Annotated in this window: 14 protein-coding genes; 7 read left to right on the top strand and 7 right to left on the bottom strand. The window is 44.6% G+C overall.

The genetic code is table 11. The features are described 5' to 3' along the window. Window positions 1-104: 104 nt before the first annotated feature. Window positions 105-1,175: a LysR family transcriptional regulator gene (locus KL866_RS04300; protein ID WP_025256119.1), complete on the top strand. Its 1,071-nt coding sequence runs from the start codon at window positions 105-107 to the stop codon at window positions 1,173-1,175. A gap of 7 nt (window positions 1,176-1,182) precedes the next feature. Here the strand turns inward: KL866_RS04300 and KL866_RS20115 are convergent, their stop codons facing one another. The 7 genes from KL866_RS20115 to ampD all read right to left on the bottom strand — a co-directional run bounded on the left by KL866_RS20115 (window position 1,183) and on the right by ampD (window position 10,813). Beyond that, window positions 1,183-1,620, bottom strand: a complete 438-nt coding sequence (locus KL866_RS20115) for a hypothetical protein (RefSeq protein ID WP_251139824.1) — start codon at window positions 1,618-1,620, stop codon at window positions 1,183-1,185. A 110-nt stretch (window positions 1,621-1,730) separates the two neighbouring features. Then, the gene (gene lpdA / locus KL866_RS04285; protein ID WP_025256121.1) at window positions 1,731-3,152 is read right to left on the bottom strand and encodes a dihydrolipoyl dehydrogenase; all 1,422 of its coding nucleotides are present in this window, start codon (window positions 3,150-3,152) and stop codon (window positions 1,731-1,733) included. 132 nt (window positions 3,153-3,284) lie between these two features. After that, window positions 3,285-5,306, bottom strand: coding sequence for a pyruvate dehydrogenase complex dihydrolipoyllysine-residue acetyltransferase (aceF, locus tag KL866_RS04280; protein ID WP_214993613.1), 2,022 nt, complete (start codon window positions 5,304-5,306; stop codon window positions 3,285-3,287). Between the two features lie 21 nt (window positions 5,307-5,327). Then, complete coding sequence (aceE, locus tag KL866_RS04275; protein WP_214993612.1) at window positions 5,328-8,003, bottom strand: pyruvate dehydrogenase (acetyl-transferring), homodimeric type; 2,676 nt, start codon at window positions 8,001-8,003, stop codon at window positions 5,328-5,330. Window positions 8,004-8,212: 209 nt separating this feature from the next. Next, window positions 8,213-8,959, bottom strand: coding sequence for a pyruvate dehydrogenase complex transcriptional repressor PdhR (gene pdhR / locus KL866_RS04270; RefSeq protein WP_025256125.1), 747 nt, complete (start codon window positions 8,957-8,959; stop codon window positions 8,213-8,215). Window positions 8,960-9,324: 365 nt separating this feature from the next. Further along, window positions 9,325-10,230 carry a beta-lactamase regulator AmpE gene (gene ampE, locus KL866_RS04265; RefSeq protein WP_025256126.1) on the bottom strand — a complete coding sequence of 302 codons (906 nt, stop codon included), beginning with the start codon at window positions 10,228-10,230 and terminating at the stop codon, window positions 9,325-9,327. Between the two features lie 22 nt (window positions 10,231-10,252). Beyond that, window positions 10,253-10,813 (bottom strand): 1,6-anhydro-N-acetylmuramyl-L-alanine amidase AmpD, encoded by a 561-nt coding sequence (gene ampD / locus KL866_RS04260; protein WP_025256127.1) that lies wholly within the window; start codon window positions 10,811-10,813, stop codon window positions 10,253-10,255. A gap of 199 nt (window positions 10,814-11,012) precedes the next feature. On the opposite strand from ampD, the gene KL866_RS04255 reads away from it, so the two are divergent. From KL866_RS04255 to coaE, 6 genes are all read left to right on the top strand, one after another. Next, the gene (locus KL866_RS04255; protein WP_214993605.1) at window positions 11,013-11,531 is read left to right on the top strand and encodes a TIGR02281 family clan AA aspartic protease; all 519 of its coding nucleotides are present in this window, start codon (window positions 11,013-11,015) and stop codon (window positions 11,529-11,531) included. Between the two features lie 32 nt (window positions 11,532-11,563). Beyond that, window positions 11,564-12,418: a carboxylating nicotinate-nucleotide diphosphorylase gene (gene nadC, locus KL866_RS04250; RefSeq protein WP_025256129.1), complete on the top strand. Its 855-nt coding sequence runs from the start codon at window positions 11,564-11,566 to the stop codon at window positions 12,416-12,418. 399 nt (window positions 12,419-12,817) lie between these two features. After that, on the top strand, window positions 12,818-13,243 hold the full coding sequence (locus tag KL866_RS04245) for a prepilin-type N-terminal cleavage/methylation domain-containing protein (protein ID WP_214993597.1): 426 nt from the start codon (window positions 12,818-12,820) through the stop codon (window positions 13,241-13,243). A gap of 87 nt (window positions 13,244-13,330) precedes the next feature. Further along, window positions 13,331-14,539: a type II secretion system F family protein gene (locus KL866_RS04240; RefSeq protein WP_214993595.1), complete on the top strand. Its 1,209-nt coding sequence runs from the start codon at window positions 13,331-13,333 to the stop codon at window positions 14,537-14,539. 153 nt (window positions 14,540-14,692) lie between these two features. Continuing rightward, the gene (locus tag KL866_RS04235) at window positions 14,693-15,610 is read left to right on the top strand and encodes an A24 family peptidase (protein WP_214993593.1); all 918 of its coding nucleotides are present in this window, start codon (window positions 14,693-14,695) and stop codon (window positions 15,608-15,610) included. Between the two features lie 18 nt (window positions 15,611-15,628). Next, window positions 15,629-16,240 carry a dephospho-CoA kinase gene (gene coaE / locus KL866_RS04230; RefSeq protein ID WP_214993591.1) on the top strand — a complete coding sequence of 204 codons (612 nt, stop codon included), beginning with the start codon at window positions 15,629-15,631 and terminating at the stop codon, window positions 16,238-16,240. The last annotated feature ends 207 nt before the right edge of the window (window positions 16,241-16,447 follow it).

Below are 16,447 nucleotides of genomic sequence, written 5' to 3'. Positions count from 1 at the left end.
AACCTATAACTAAAATGTATCATTTAAATTGCGTAGCATTATTTTAGTTATTCATTCGACTGAGCGTGAAAATAACTATTAGGCTACTGACACTGGAGACGACTATGCGTCCACATGATTTGAATTTACTCATGATATTTGATGCCATCATGACCGAGGGAGCGATTACCCGCGCAGCTGATAGGCTATCAATGACGCAGCCAGCGGTATCGAATGCGCTAGCCCGTATGCGTATTGCTTGGAATGATGAGTTATTCGTTAAAGACGGGCGAGGTATTCAGCCAACCTCCTTTGCTAAAAATTTATGGAGTCAAATTCAAGGTCCATTAGGTGAGCTTGAGGTAGCCGTAAACCCGACAGACTTTAACCCTGCAACGGCAAAGCGTACTTTTCGTATTGCCGCCACTGACAGCATTGTATCTATGGTATGGGGACCACTGCGTAAGGTTATCGAGAACGAAGCGCCTGGTATTAATATTCATGCTATTCCAAATTACGACATGGAAACCGATAAAATACTAAAAGACGCAGAAGCGGAACTGACTTTCTCTAAATCCCAAGAGCCTGGTTCTGTTATTCGTGCCGAACATGTGCTCGATCCGAGCTGGGTTGTAGTCATGCGCCCCGACCATCCATTGGCAAAGTCACAGTTAACGTTAGAAGACTTTGTGGCTGCTGATCATCTATTGGTTTCAGTGACTGGTGATGTTACGGGTCCTACCGATCAGGTGTTAGCAAATTTAGGTTTAAAGCGCCGCGTTGCTATGTCAGTAAACCAGTTTTATAACGCCACTCCGTTATTAAAAGAGAGCAACCTAATTTGTGTTGCGCCTTCGTTAGTAATGGAAAAAGAGATTTTCTCTGGTGAATTAGCAGTGTTTGAAACACCTGTAGAAATAATTAGCTCGCCTTTGTCTGTTATGTGGCATAAACGCCAAGACCAAGATGCAGGCTTGCAGTGGCTTCGAGGCTTGGTAGTGAAGTTTATCCGAGAGCGCGTTAAACGTCATGAGATGCTGCTATCGGAATGCTGTCGTAAAGCATATTGCGCGGATACGGTTAAACGCTTTATGGACCAACGCAATATGGATTGTGAAGAGTTTACGCCTGCGCACTTACAAACACCAAGTAATGATGAAGAAGCGACGGTGACAGCTGGTAAAGAAACAGCCTGACCACTTCTTAATCTGTGCTAAAAGAGCAGCCTAAGGCGGCTAACCATGTAAGTGCATCATTTTCAGAATCACTGAAATAGCATGCTAAGTTAGCCGCTGCATATACGCGTTCAAACTGACTCTTAACTAGGGCGGGTATATCAGCATCGCTAGTAACAAAAGCACAACCCTGCATGCCATATTGCTTTCTAAGACGCACAGATTCAATTAAAGCTTGCTCGGCATCTGGCGTTAAAATTCCAACGCCCTGCACAAAAATCAAAAAGCCCCAAGGCTGCCCGCCTAAGGGTAAAGCGAGTTTTTTAACATCTTCATGATAAAGTTGGAAAAGCGCTTTAGTGACAACTCCTTTGCCGTCTAAGCGAATGATGTTTCCTTTAAGTTCTACACCGTATTCGCCAAATTTCGACTGGACTTTAATTGGCTCTTTAGTTATTTCTGACATCTACCACTACTTAGATTTATTAGCGTTTAAAATTAACGTTGATACAAAAGTGTAGTACAAAAAAACCCGCTTAGAAGCGGGCTTTTGAAATTATTTAGAAAGAAGCTGTTTTACTTCTTTTTCTTCGCTTTAGGGTTTGGTAGGTCAGTAATGCTTCCTTCGAAGATTTCAGACGCAAGACCAATAGACTCGTTAAGCGTTGGGTGAGCATGGATAGTTAATGCTACATCTTCTGCATCAGCACCCATTTCAATAGCTAGGCCAATTTCGCCAAGCATTTCGCCCGCGTTTGTACCTACCATTGCACCACCGATAACACGGCCCGTTTCTTTTTCGAAGATCATCTTGGTCATGCCGTTAGTTGCATCAGATGCAATGGCACGGCCTGAAGCAGCCCAAGGGAACGTTGCTGTTTCATAGCTAACGCCCTGCTCTTTTGCTTCTTTTTCAGTTAGACCAACCCAGGCTACTTCTGGTTCAGTATACGCTACTGAAGGAATCGCACGTGGGTCGAAGTAGTGCTTCTGCCCAGCAATAACTTCTGCAGCAACGTGACCTTCGTGAACCGCTTTGTGCGCAAGCATAGGTTGACCTACAAGGTCACCAATAGCGAAGATATGGTCAACGTTAGTACGCATTTGCTTATCAACATTGATAAAGCCACGGTCGTCAACGTTTACGCCAGCGGTATCTGCGCCAACAAGCTTACCATTTGGCTTACGACCAACAGCAACAAGTACTTTGTCGTAACGCACTGGCTCTGCAGGCGCTTTCTTGCCTTCAAACGTTACATACAAACCATCATCTTTAGCTTCAACCGCAGTCACTTTGGTTTCAAGCATGATGTTAAATTTGTCTTTGTAGTCTTTCATGAATACTTTCATGATGTCTTTGTCAGCTGCAGGAATTAGCTGGTCTAAGAATTCAACTACATCGATTTTCGAGCCAAGTGCTTCATATACTGTACCCATTTCTAGGCCGATGATACCACCGCCTAGTACTAGCATTTTCTCTGGAATGTCTTTCATTTCCAAAGCGCCAGTTGAGTCGATTACACGGTCATCTTCTGGGATGAACGGTAGGCTTACTGGCTCAGAACCCGCAGCAATAATCGCCTTTTCAAAAGTAATAGTAGTAACGTCGTCACCATTTTTTACTTCTAGGGTATTTGCGCCTGTGAACTTGCCGTAACCTTGTACATGCTTGGTTTTACGCATTTTAGACATACCGCCAAGACCGTTTGTTAGTTGGCTAACAACACTGTCTTTATATTCGCGGATTTTATCTAAATCGATGGTAGGCTCGCCAAACGATACACCGTGGCTTGCAAGGTGCTTCGCTTCTTTCATTACTTTAGCAACGTGAAGAAGGGCTTTTGAAGGGATACAGCCAACGTTAAGACAAACACCACCAAGCGTGTCGCGTGAGTCTACGATAACTGTTTCAATACCTAAGTCAGCCGCACGGAATGCTGCTGAATAACCGCCAGGGCCGCCGCCCAGTACCACCAATTGCGTTTTAATTTCGCTCATTGTGAACCTCAATCCTGTTCTTGTAGGGTCATGCTATTACTTTTACGTAATAGCATAACCTAAATGCCACCAAATGGGCTTATAAAATTGTCGAAAATGTTACTGATATTGTAAACTTTTTCGACCTTTTACTTAAAGTATGATTCTGCGTAAGTCAGTTAGGTTTGCAGCAACCTCAGTAGAGAATCTTGCACCTACTGCACCATCGATTACTCGGTGGTCGTAAGACAAGCTTAGCGGCACCATTAGGCGCGGCTCGAATTCTTTACCATTCCACTTAGGCTTCATCTCAGACTTAGATACACCTAATATGGCGACTTCTGGTGCATTTACAATAGGCGTAAACGCCGTACCGCCAATACCACCTAGGCTAGAGATAGTAAACGTACCGCCCTGCATGTCGGCCGCTTTAAGCTTGCCTTCACGGGCTTTCTTAGATGTTTCGATAAGCTCGCGAGAAAGCTCTTCAATACCTTTCTTATTCACGTCGCGAATAACAGGTACAACAAGGCCTCCCGGCGTTTCAACCGCAATACCAATGTTGATGAACTTCTTGATGATTAAACTTTCGCCGTCGTCAGACAGTGAAGAGTTAAATACTTCGTATTTCTCAAGGGCTTTCGCTACCGCTTTCATTACGAATACGAGTGGCGTGATCTTAAGACCAGACTTAATTTTCGCGTGGTAAGCGTTTTGCTCTTTACGGAATTCTTCAACTTCTGTGATATCTGCTTCGTCGAACTGCGTAACGTGTGGGATAGTTGCCCAGTTACGATGTAAGAACGGCCCAGAGATCTTCTGAATACGAGATAGCTTTTGTTCTTCAATTTCACCAAACTTGCTGTGATCAACAGGTTTAACCGGCACAATTTGAAGCACGTTGTCGCCCACTGGCGCGCTGCCAGAAGCTGCTGCTGTGCGAGGTTTCGCAAGCTCAGCTTTCACGTAAGCCTGAACGTCTTCTTTCAATATACGGTTCTTAGGGCCTGAGCCATTCACCAACGTAAGGTCTACACCAAACTCACGTGCTATGCGGCGAACCGAAGGCGACGCATGTGCTTTACCGTTGCCTTTCGGAGCTGGCGCTGGAGGCACAGGAGAGCGACCTTGCGAGGCTTCTTTCTGTGAGTCTTGCTTAGGCTCTTCTTTTTTAGCAGCTTCCTGCTTAGGCGCTTCAGCTGACTTTTCAGCTTTAGGTGCTGATGAGCCGCTACTGGTCTCTAGCTTAACAACCAATGTGCCTTGCTTAACCTTATCGCCTGTTTTGATAAAGACTTCCTTGATAGTACCTGCATGTGTTGAAGGTACATCCATGGTGGCTTTATCAGTTTCTAGCGTAATTAGACCGTCTTCTTTCTCAACGTTATCGCCAGCCGATACAAGCACATCGATAACGTCAACTTCACCGTCTTCACCGATATCAGGCACAGCTACTTCGATGGTTTCACTACTTGCAGACGCCGCAGGAGCTGACTCTTGCTTTTCGCTTTCCTGCGCAGCCGGTGCAGATGCTTCAGAAGAAGCATCGCTAGAAGCCGATTCACTTGAAGACGAGTCTGAACCCGCTACTTCAAGCTTAATAACAACTGTACCTTCTTTCACTTTATCGCCAGTGCTGATGAATACTTCTTTCACCGTACCTGCGTGCGTTGAAGGAACGTCCATGGTTGCTTTATCGGTCTCAAGGGTAATTAGTCCATCTTCTTTTTCAATGGTGTCGCCCACTGAAACCAATACATCGATAACGTCAACTTCGTCGTCAGAACCAATATCAGGTACTGCAACTTCAATCACTTCGCTGCCGCCAGACGCAGCTGGTGCTGCCTCTGACTTGCTTTCTTCTTTAGGCGCTTCTTCTTGTGAAGCGTTATCTGAAGATGATTCTTCAGAAGCGCTTTCATCGGCACTATCACCACCTGCAACCTTCATCTCACCAATCACATCGCCTTCTTTGATTTTATCGCCTACTGATACAGACAGGCTTACAATCTCACCTTCAAACGGTGCTGGAATGTCCATTGACGCCTTGTCACTTTCAACAGTAACAACGCCTTCATCGGCTTCAATGTTGTCGCCTACGGCAACACATAGCTCGATAACTTCAACTTCGTCACCGCCTACGTCGGGTACGATAATCTTTTGAATATCTGACATATGTAAAATACCTTATCTGGCTTACGCGTAAAGTGGGTTAAGTTTTTCAGCGTTAATTTCAAAACGCTTAATGGCTTCTGCTACCACTTTCTTCTCAACGTCGCCGCGCTGAGCCAATTCGTAAAGTGATGCAACCACAATGTATGACGCATTAACTTCAAAGTGAGTACGCAAGTTTTCACGGCTGTCACTTCGACCGAAACCGTCTGTACCTAGGCAGCGGTATTCAGTTTCAATGAACGCGCGTACTTGGTCTGAGTAGTTCTTCACATAGTCAGTGGCAGAAATCGCAGGGCCTGCGTCTTTCGTAATAACCTGACCAATGTAAGGTACTTTTTGCTCAGCTTCTGGGTTTAGCATGTTCCAACGTGCTACGTCTTGACCTTCACGGGCTAGCTCGTTGAACGAGGTCACCGAGTAAACGTCAGACGATACGTTGTAGTCTTCACACAGAATTTGTGCCGCTTTACGTACTTCGTTCAAGATAGTACCTGAGCCCATTAGCTGTACGTTAAGCTTAGACTTGTCGTTTTCAACACGCTCTAGCTTGTAAATACCTTTAATGATTTGCTCAGCAACATCATCACCTTCTGGCATTGAAGGGTGCTGATAGTTCTCGTTCATCAACGTTAGGTAATAGAAAATATTTTCATTGTTACCGTACATGCGACGTAGACCGTCTTGAACAATAACCGCTACTTCATAACCGTATGTTGGATCGTAAGTAATACAGTTAGGAATTAGGTTCGCCTGAACGTGTGAATGACCGTCTTGGTGCTGTAGACCTTCACCGTTAAGCGTAGTTCTACCTGCTGTTGCACCTAGTAAGAAACCACGTGCTTGGCTATCGCCCGCTGCCCATGCAAGGTCACCAACGCGTTGGAAACCAAACATTGAGTAGTAGATGTAGAACGGAATAGTGGTAGCGTTACACGTCGAGTACGACGTACCTGACGCTACCCACGATGCCATTGCACCTAGCTCGTTAATACCTTCCTGCAGTACCTGACCTTTCTTATCTTCGCGATAATAAGCCACCTGGTCTGCATCTTGAGGAACGTATTTTTGACCTTCGTTGGCATAAATACCCACTTGACGGAACAAGCCTTCCATACCGAAAGTACGGGCTTCATCAGGGATAATTGGCACAACACGCTTACCAATTTTCTTGTCTTTCAACAATGCATTAAGCACACGTACAAACGTCATTGTTGAAGATACTTGGCGGTCGCCTGAACCTTTTAAGATAGCGTCGAATGCGCTCAACTCAGGAATTTCAAGCTGCTCTTCAGCTTGCTCGCGACGAGAAGGTAGATAACCACCTAGCGCTTCACGACGTGCACGAAGGTACTTCATTTCTTCGCTATCTTCGTCGAACTTGAAGTATGGTAGGTCAGCAATTTTTTCGTCTGCTACAGGAATGTTGAAACGATCGCGGAACTGCTTAATTGAATCAACTTCCATTTTCTTCACGTTGTGCGCAACGTTTTGCGCTTCACCTGAAGAACCTAAACCGAAACCTTTAACCGTTTTGGCAAGGATTACTGTTGGACGACCTTTGGTGTCGATGGCTTTTTGATAAGCCGCGAATACTTTAACTGGGTCGTGCCCACCGCGGTTTAGACGCCAAATGTCATCGTCAGACATATTCGCTACAAGTGCCGCTGTTTCAGGGTACTTGTTGAAGAAGTTCTCACGAGTGTACTTACCGCCTTTGGCTTTACAGTTTTGATATTCGCCATCTACGGTTTCGCCCATAAGCTGAATTAGCTTGCCAGATTTATCTCGTGCAAGTAGTTCATCCCAGTAGCTACCCCAAATTACTTTCACTACTTCCCAGCCTGCGCCGCGGAACGTACCTTCAAGTTCTTGGATAATTTTGCCGTTACCACGTACCGGGCCGTCTAGGCGCTGTAAGTTACAGTTGATAACGAACGTTAGGTTATCTAGGCCTTCACGAGATGCTAGACCAATTGCACCCAAGCTCTCTGGCTCATCACACTCACCGTCACCCATATAGCAGTATACGCGCTGACCTGAACAGTCTTTAATACCACGGTTTGTTAGGTACTTAAGGAAACGTGCTGTGTAGATAGCTTGAAGTGGACCTAAGCCCATAGATACAGTAGGGAACTGCCAGTAGTCTTTCATCAAGTGAGGGTGAGGATATGAAGATAAACCTTCACCTGCGCACTCTTGGCGGAAGTTATTTAACTGCTCTTCAGTTAAGTTGCCTTCCATGAAAGAACGCGCATAGATACCAGGAGAAATATGGCCCTGTGCAAAAATAAAATCGCCGCCTTGATTTTCATTTGGCGCTTTGAAGAAATGGTTGAAACCCACATCGTAAAGCATAGCCGATGATGCGAAGCTACCAATGTGGCCGCCAAGCTCAAGATCTTTCTTAGATGCACGCAATACAATCATTAATGCGTTCCAGCGAATTGCCGCACGAATACGTGCTTCGATGGTCAAGTCGCCAGGCATTTTTGGCTCTTGTGCTGCTGGGATAGTATTGATGTAGGCAGTAGTAGCGTCATACGGTAAGTGCGCTCCGCTGCGACGTGCTTTATCAATAAGTTTTTCGAGTAAATAGTGAGCGCGTTCTACGCCCTCCTCTTCTAAAACCGACTCAAGCGCATCAATCCACTCTTTAGTTTCTTGAGGATCTACATCTTGGTGCATCATATCAGACATGGTGCCATCCTATTTTTTGCTTATAGAAAATCCTCCCTTAGCATTGCCCTTAATCTTAAAAGCGCTAAAAGAAGGAAAACTAAATTACGTTGTACTCACAGTGACCCAATCTGGCTCACCTGCTTTTGCAGTGGCACAGGTAAAACCTGAGCGGCCTCTGCGAATGAATAGTTATTCAAACCTGTATCTATTTAGCTAAGGCTAAATAACTAAATTTCTAATCGACGTAACGCTCGCTGTACTCGAGTATCCCGTTGATTAATGGTTAATAGCGTTTTTTCAATAAACGCCAAATGCGTATTACATGCCTGGCGTGCCGCCTCAGGGTCGCGAGAAGCAATAGCTTCTACAATTTCACGACGCTGCTTCGCGATGTCTTCAACCGCTTCGGGGTGTGCAGCCAACATGTCAAAGTTTCGTTCAATATTGTCCACCAGCATGCTTTGCATGGTGCTCATTACGTGCAACAGCACCATATTGTGCGATGCCCTTGCCATAATGATATAGAACTTCCCTAACGCCTCGGCTTGCGCACGTTTACTTTCGTGTGCTTTAGGGGTGGGTAGTTCATTGAGTGCTTGCTTTAGCGCGTCATAATCTTCTGGTTGCCCGCGAAGTGCTGCATAGTACGCCGACATTCCTTCAAGGGCATGACGAAATTCAAGCAAGTCAAATTGTGTTTCAGGTCGCTGGCTAACAAGGTCCATTAGCGGGTCGGTCATAGCCGAATTCAAGTTGCGGTTTACAAACGTACCGCCGCCTTGCTTGCGCTCTACCAACCCACGCGCCTGTAAGTTACCAATGGCTTCTCGCAGCGATGGACGTGATACGTCAAATTCAAGCGCTAATTCTCTTTCCGGCGGTAATTTCTGACCTGCCAATAACGTACCGTCGAGTATCATTGACTCGAGTTGCTCGGTAATCACATCAGAGAGTTTTTTTCGCTGCTGACGCATGCGCTCAACGTATCCTTCTATCTAAACCATGCTTTTATAACAACAAAGGCGTCATAACAGCGGTGAATGTAAAAAATAATCATGGAAAATTTAAACACAAACACAATTGGTAATACCATTTTACCTATCTAGTTTAAGGCAGATCGATTTCGAGGTAAATACTCTCAAGCATAGCAAACATAGTGCGATTTGCAGGGTGTTAAGCTTTATTGTTGAATTTGTTAAGAAAAGTGGGTGAAGAGCAACTGGTCTGATGAGGCAGAATGTGAAGCTGTTGCGGTGCGAGCGTTTGATCTATCTACAATAAATAAATAGACCAAACGTTCTTTTAGGCTTAGCAAGATAGTAAATGTTAAAAATAATGATTATGCCAAGCTTCCTACAAGGGTTAACCCTGCCGTTATTACAAGCAGAAAAATAACATTACGTTTTGCTAACTTTACTAATACTTTCGGTTCTACCGCTGCATTTTCAGCCTGTTTTAGATGCTCATCAGGCGTTAGCACTTCTGCCTTAGCCGATATACGAGTAAGCACATCATAGGCGGGTACATCGAATTGAAGGGCATGTTTTAGCCACTCAGGTAATGCTCGGGAAAAATGTCCCATCATCAACATGCCAAAAGTCGTCACGCGAACAGGGATATAATCAAGGGCAAACATCAGCCTTCCTGCAGCCGCTTTTAAAGGGTGGTCTGCGTCACACAATGCTTCAGTCGTACTTCGACTCAAGCTATAAAACAATGCACCCGGCGCACCAAACGCGATAAACCACAGCATTACTGCAGCATAATGCTGATAGTTAAGCCAAGTAAGGTGCTGACCAAAGCTCTTTCCTTCTGCGCCTGCTGTACCGTCGCTTTCAGTTTGACTTGCACAATGACCTAACTGGTCTGTATACATGCTGCAGGCCTGTAAGTCGCCACGTTCGGCGGCATTTAAGAAGTTCTTATAAACCGCTCGCAATACAGGGCAGCCAATACAGATAAATAATACAACACTCTGCTCAATAAAAGTAAGGAATGCGCCAAGCACCCAGTACTCAATTACCCCAAGCAGTAACGCGGGAAACAAAAGGTAAAAATAAAGCGCTAAAGAAGACGTTTTATCACTCTCCTCTTCACTACCCTCATCTTTTTCTCGAGCCTTAATTAAGCCTTTATTTTGAAGAAAACTACGGTATTGAGCAGCATATTTTTCGATATGCCAATTAGGTGTTTTTGTTATCAACCGTTCTAGGCTGAGAACCAATAGCAAGCTCATTAACATCATAGGTATCGCGTTCCCCTTTTTTTCATCGGTCTCGATTAATTAAAGTACATAACCCAGCAACGTGCATTCTGTATCTTGCCCAATCGAAAGCAACACCTGGGTCAGTTTTTCGCCCCGGCGCAATATCATTATGACCTACGATACGCCCTAAAGAGATCCGAGGATAGTGTGTTGTAATAAAATCAGTAAGTTCGCCTAGTGTCTGATACTGCGCATCGGTAAAAGGAAGCGTATCAGTGCCTTCCAATTCAATGCCGATAGCATAGTCGTTGCAACGGCTGCGCCCTTGAAAAGTAGAAAAGCCTGCGTGCCACGCTCTTTGTTCAAAGGGAACAAATTGCTCTACTTCACCGGTTCGATAAATCACACAATGGGCAGATACCCGCAAACCCGCAATTTCTTTATAGAAGGGGTGTTCATCTGGGTTAAGCGTACCGGTAAATAATTGGCGAATGCCAGCAGTGCCAAACTGTGAAGGCGGCAATGAAATATTGTGTATAACTAGCAAACTGACATCTGTATCGTCAGGGCGAGCATCATAATGCGGACTTAGGGTGTACTTCGCTTTATTGTAAAGCACCATAGTATTTGCTTCGCTAATTGATTTTCTGTTTTATAGCCTACATTGTATAGGGATATAAGTGTATAGGGCTAGAAGTGCTACATGCCGTTGCTAGCTCAATATTTTATGCCACTGTTTTAATCGGCAGCTTTTATAAGAGCGTGATTGGTAAACAGTGCATCTCTGTTATGCGTAAGGCATTTATCAATAAGGTAAAAACATGAATGAACAACAAGATCCCACGACCTCAGCGGGCAAATGGATGGTTGCCCTTGCATGGATTTGCGGTTTCGGGTTACTTGTTTTTGTCTTCTCTGACTTACTAGAAAAACAAATAAACCCGAACAGCGAGCCTGCGTCCGAACGTATTGGATCGCAAACTGAGGTACGCCTTAAGCAAAATCGTCAAGGTCACTATGTAACGACAGGCTATATCAACGGTGAGGAAGTGGTATTTCTTGTTGATACTGGCGCCACTGACGTGGCTGTGCCTGCTCACTTAGCCAACAAGTTGCAGCTTAAGGCAGGACTTGAAGGACTGGCTAGTACAGCTAACGGCGTGGTAAGAGTCGCCGAATCCACCATTGATACCTTGCGCATTGGTGAAATTGTGGTGCGTAATGTAGACGCAAACCTAAATCCAGGTATGCAAGATAACCATATACTGCTTGGAATGAGCGTTCTTCGCCAATTAGAGTTTACTCAGCGCGGAGATTGGTTAATATTGCGTACCCTTTAAATACATAAATAGCATAGATAAAAGCGATGAAGATGACATCACCAGATATGCAGGCGATTCGAGAGCAAGTATCAAACGCGCTTATTGAAGATCTTGGCGGCGAATTAAATGCTGCAAACGACATTACCGCAAACCTGATAGATGAAAGCGTTAATGCAAAAGCCACTATTATTACCCGCGAGCCTTGCGTGATTTGCGGAATTGCTTGGGCGAACCAAGCATTTGCACTTATCGATGAGTCTGTGTCGCTAACCTGGCATGTAAAAGATGGCGACAAGGTTCATGCCGACACGGTATTAGTAAGTTTAGAAGGTTCTGCGCGCGCTATATTAACTGCAGAACGTACAGCACTTAACTTTTTACAGACCCTTTCTGCAACCTCAACCATGACAGCTTTTTACGCCAAGTTTTTAGACGGCTCTAATACAAAAATTCTAGACACTCGAAAAACTCTGCCGGGCCTTCGTTATGCACAAAAATATGCCGTGCGTTGCGGCGGCGGCCAAAACCATCGCGTAGGCTTGTTCGATGCGTTTCTAATTAAAGAAAACCACATCTTTTCTTGCGGCAATATCGAAAAAGCGGTCAGCCGAGCGAAAACCATGATGCCAGGCAAACCTGTTGAAGTAGAGGTTGAGAATCTAGCAGAATTTGAACAAGCTCTTAGTGCAGGTGTCGATATTGTGATGCTAGATAATTTTTCTAACGAACAGATCCAACAGGCAGTAGCGCTCAACAAAGGTCAATGTAAACTGGAAGTATCAGGAAACATTACTGATGAACGACTGGCGTCGCTTGCACAATTGGGCGTAGATTACATTTCATCTGGCGCGTTAACTAAACATGTTCAGGCCATTGATTTGTCGCTTCGAATTACTCTGTCGTAGAAAAGTAGTTTGTAAGACGTTTTAGTCAGCTAACTCGGTGTCAACACCTTAGCTAGCCGCGAAGAAAAAAGCGTGAGTTGTAGTATGTTCAAAAATACTAGAACTCACGAAGATCCCCAGTAATTTCTCGTCATGTTTTTCTGTGTATAGATAGATATACGTAGATAAGTCATTAACTTTTATACGAAAGTACAAGTGATCGCGCCTGCCATAGTGCAGCTATTCATGTCATACTGCAAAAGCTAGACATACGTATATTTGCCTATACTTGTTAGTGACAAAAAAAATTCTATACTGAGTATCAAGTACCAGGGGCGTTGACAAGGACGACTCGGGTATAAACGTCAATTTGAATTATATTTTAAACTTTACGTGTTATAAACGTCCCGGAGATAAACCATGATGAACATGAATAACAAAAACCAAAAAGGTTTCACCCTTATCGAACTAATGATTGTTGTTGCAATCATCGGTATTCTTGCAGCAATCGCATTGCCTGCTTATCAGACTTATACTGCACGTGCGACTTACAGTGAAGTGATTTCAGCCGCTAGCGCTGCTAAAACTGCTGTTGAAGTTTGTGCTCAAACCGGTGTGCCGGCAGATTGCAGCGGCATCACTGTAAATGCTGGATGGGAAAATGCGCCGACTGTCGATTCTATCACATTAGGTGGCTCTGCCGCGGCTGGCTACACCGTTACTGTAGTGCCTAACGCAGTAAGCGGTATCGAAGCTGCAGATACCTTAGTGTTAACTGGAACCATCGCCAATGGCGCTGTGACATGGGCAACGACAGGCGGCTGTGTAGCTAAAGGCCTATGCTGAAAGTAAATGGAAAATAGGAAAACCCGACTTTTGTCGGGTTTTTGTTTTTCTACACCTCTAATTTAACGAAACAATTGAGATCGCTAAATGGCAAAAGCAACGGCAACCTTTAATTGGCAAGGAAAAGACAGGAATGGACAATCTCGTAAAGGTGAAATTTCCGCTACCTCACTTTCAGAGGCTAAAAACCTTTTGCGTCGGCAAGGCATTTCTGCGAACAAAGTAAAAAAACTCGCTAAACCACTTTTTGGCAGAGCGCAAAAAATAAAACCTGCCGATATATCTGTTATATCACGACAAATTGCAACCATGCTGGCCGCAGGGGTTACTCTTATTCAGTCTCTGGAAATGATCGCACAGGGCCACGCAAATGCATCGATGAGGAAACTCTTAGGTGAGATTACCGAAGAAGTAAAATCGGGTAATCCGCTTTCTTCAGCACTCAGAAAACATCCCCTTTATTTCGATGATCTATACTGTGATTTGGTTTATACCGGCGAGCAATCTGGCGCCCTTGAAACCATTTACGACCGAATTGCGACATACAAGGAAAAAGCTGAAGCACTAAAATCAAAGATCAAAAAAGCGATGTTTTACCCTATCGCAGTTTTGGTTGTTGCTTTTATTGTTACGACTATCCTTCTTGTTTTCGTTGTGCCTCAGTTTGAAGAAATCTTTAGTAGTTTTGGCGCAGAGCTTCCCGCGTTCACTCTGTTTGTGCTGGCTATTTCGCGATTTGTGCAAGACTACGGTATTTTTATTGCCATGGGTGTGGCAGCAGCGGGCTTTATGTTTGTGCGTGCACACAGACGTAGCCAAAAGCTGCGCGATACGGTGGATCGTAATATTTTAAAAATTCCGGTTATTGGTGAAATACTTAAAAAAGCCAGTATTGCTCGCTTTACCCGTACCCTTGCAACTACTTTTGCGGCAGGTGTTCCGCTAATAGGCGCTCTTGAATCTGCCGCAGGTGCGTCTGGTAATGCAGTCTATCGCGATGCCATTTTGTATATACGAAAAGAAGTGGCCGGCGGTATGCCAATGCATGTGGCCATGCGCGCAACTCAAGTGTTTCCTGACATGGTGACGCAAATGATTGCCATTGGTGAGGAATCGGGTGCCGTTGACGAAATGCTGAGCAAAATTGCCACCATTTACGAAGCAGAAGTTGATGACATGGTAGACGGGTTAACCAGTTTACTTGAACCCATGATCATGGCCGTACTCGGTGTGGTTATTGGCGGCTTGATTGTAGCTATGTACTTACCTATATTCGAAATGGGTAACGTGGTATAACTTGCACATATCGCTAGATTTGTGATTGTTAGCTTTAAGAGTGCTAGCTCTATAAATACTAGCGATTTGGGCGGCGCTTTTAGTGGCGCTCATTAACAAGGTTTAAAACCCGACTTTTCCAACCACTATTAAAACTAAAAAGACCTGCACTTCATGGACGCCATAATAACGCTTAGTCAGCTCTACCCTGCTGTATTTTATTCTCTCGTTTTCTTTGTAAGCTTAATGGTGGGCAGCTTCTTGAACGTAGTGATTTATCGACTGCCCATTATGATGGAACGCAGTTGGCAGCAAGAGTATGAAAGCTATTTTAGTGATAGCGCAAATGGCGGTGAAAATAACAACGCCAGTATATCTGCTGGTAGCAATCCAACCACCTCCGCAGAAACGTTCAATCTGGTAAAGCCAGACAGTACCTGCCCAAGCTGCGGCCACAAAATTCGCGCGTGGGAAAATATTCCTGTTATTAGCTACCTGTTTCTTAAAGGCAAATGTGCCAAATGCAAAGTAGGCATTTCAATACGCTATCCGCTTGTTGAGCTTTTCACGGCCATTGCCTGTACCTTCGCAGCGTATCAATTTGGCGTGACCTCTCAAGCACTATGGGCAGTGTTTTTCACTTATATGCTTGTTGCACTGCTGTTTATCGACTTAGATAAAATGCTGCTACCCGACCAGTTAACCCTCCCCCTGCTTTGGCTAGGATTACTGTTAAGTACTCAAAACATATTTGTTGGCACTACCGATGCCATTATCGGTGCTGCTGCCGGCTATTTAAGCTTATGGTCTGTCTATTGGCTATTTAAATTAGCTACGGGCAAGGAAGGCATGGGCTATGGCGATTTCAAACTGCTTGCAGCGCTTGGGGCATTTACTGGCTGGCAGGGGTTACCTGTCATTATTTTACTGTCCTCATTTGTGGGTGCTATCGCAGGCATACTCATTATGACCATTCAGAATAAAGGCAAATCGTTAGCGATTCCTTTTGGCCCCTACCTTGCTGTGGCAGGCTGGCTAACTCTGCTTTTTAAAGATGCAATCATCACTACCTATCTCGGCTACGTGCTTTAACAACAAGGTTTAGTTGATATGAATAAACAAGACGTGTTCGTAGTGGGCCTTACCGGCGGTATAGGGAGCGGTAAATCGGCAGCAACCGCCATTTTTGAAAACCTGGGTATTGATACTGTTGATGCTGACGAAGTCGCACGTGACGTTGTTGAAGTAGGTTCAGAAGGCTTACGGCAGATTGCCGAGCATTTTGGTGAAACGATTTTGCTAGAAGATGGAAGCCTTAATCGCGCCGCCCTTCGCGAAAAAGTATTTGCCGCCGAAGAAGAAAAGCATTGGTTAAACGGTTTGCTCCACCCCCTTATTCGCTCTCGTATGCAGCAGCTGATCAGCGAGTCAACATCACCCTATTGCATTTTATCTGTGCCCTTACTTGTTGAAAACAAATTAACTGAAATGTGCAACCATGTTGTGGTGGTAGATTGTCCAGAAACACTGCAGCTTGAACGCGCATTAAAACGGGACGGCAGCACAGAACAAACTATAAAAAGTATTATGGCGTCGCAGGCTTCACGTAAAGAACGTGTTGATGCGGCAAACGACGTACTTGATAACAGCACGACGTTGGAAGCACTTGCCAGTCAAGTGTCTGCACTACACCAGAAGCTACTATGCCTTGCTTTAGCCTAAACGTAAGTGGTTTACGTGATACCAAACCACTTTACATCGGCCTTTCTTGTTTACTCTTACTGTTTCGACAATACTTCCCTATGACAACCCTTTTATAGACTAAAAGCCGCTTTTTGAAACTTTTTTGACCAAATGGCGTCAAAGTAAGCATTTGACGAACAAGTAGACTTGGCTTAAATGCCTTGATGCTTTAGGCTTGTTGTAATT

The sequence above is a fragment of the Alteromonas sp. ALT199 genome (assembly GCF_018619335.1).
Lineage (GTDB): Bacteria > Pseudomonadota > Gammaproteobacteria > Enterobacterales > Alteromonadaceae > Alteromonas.
Note: the sequence above shows the minus strand (reverse complement) of the source record. Positions and strands in the feature narration are given on the sequence as shown.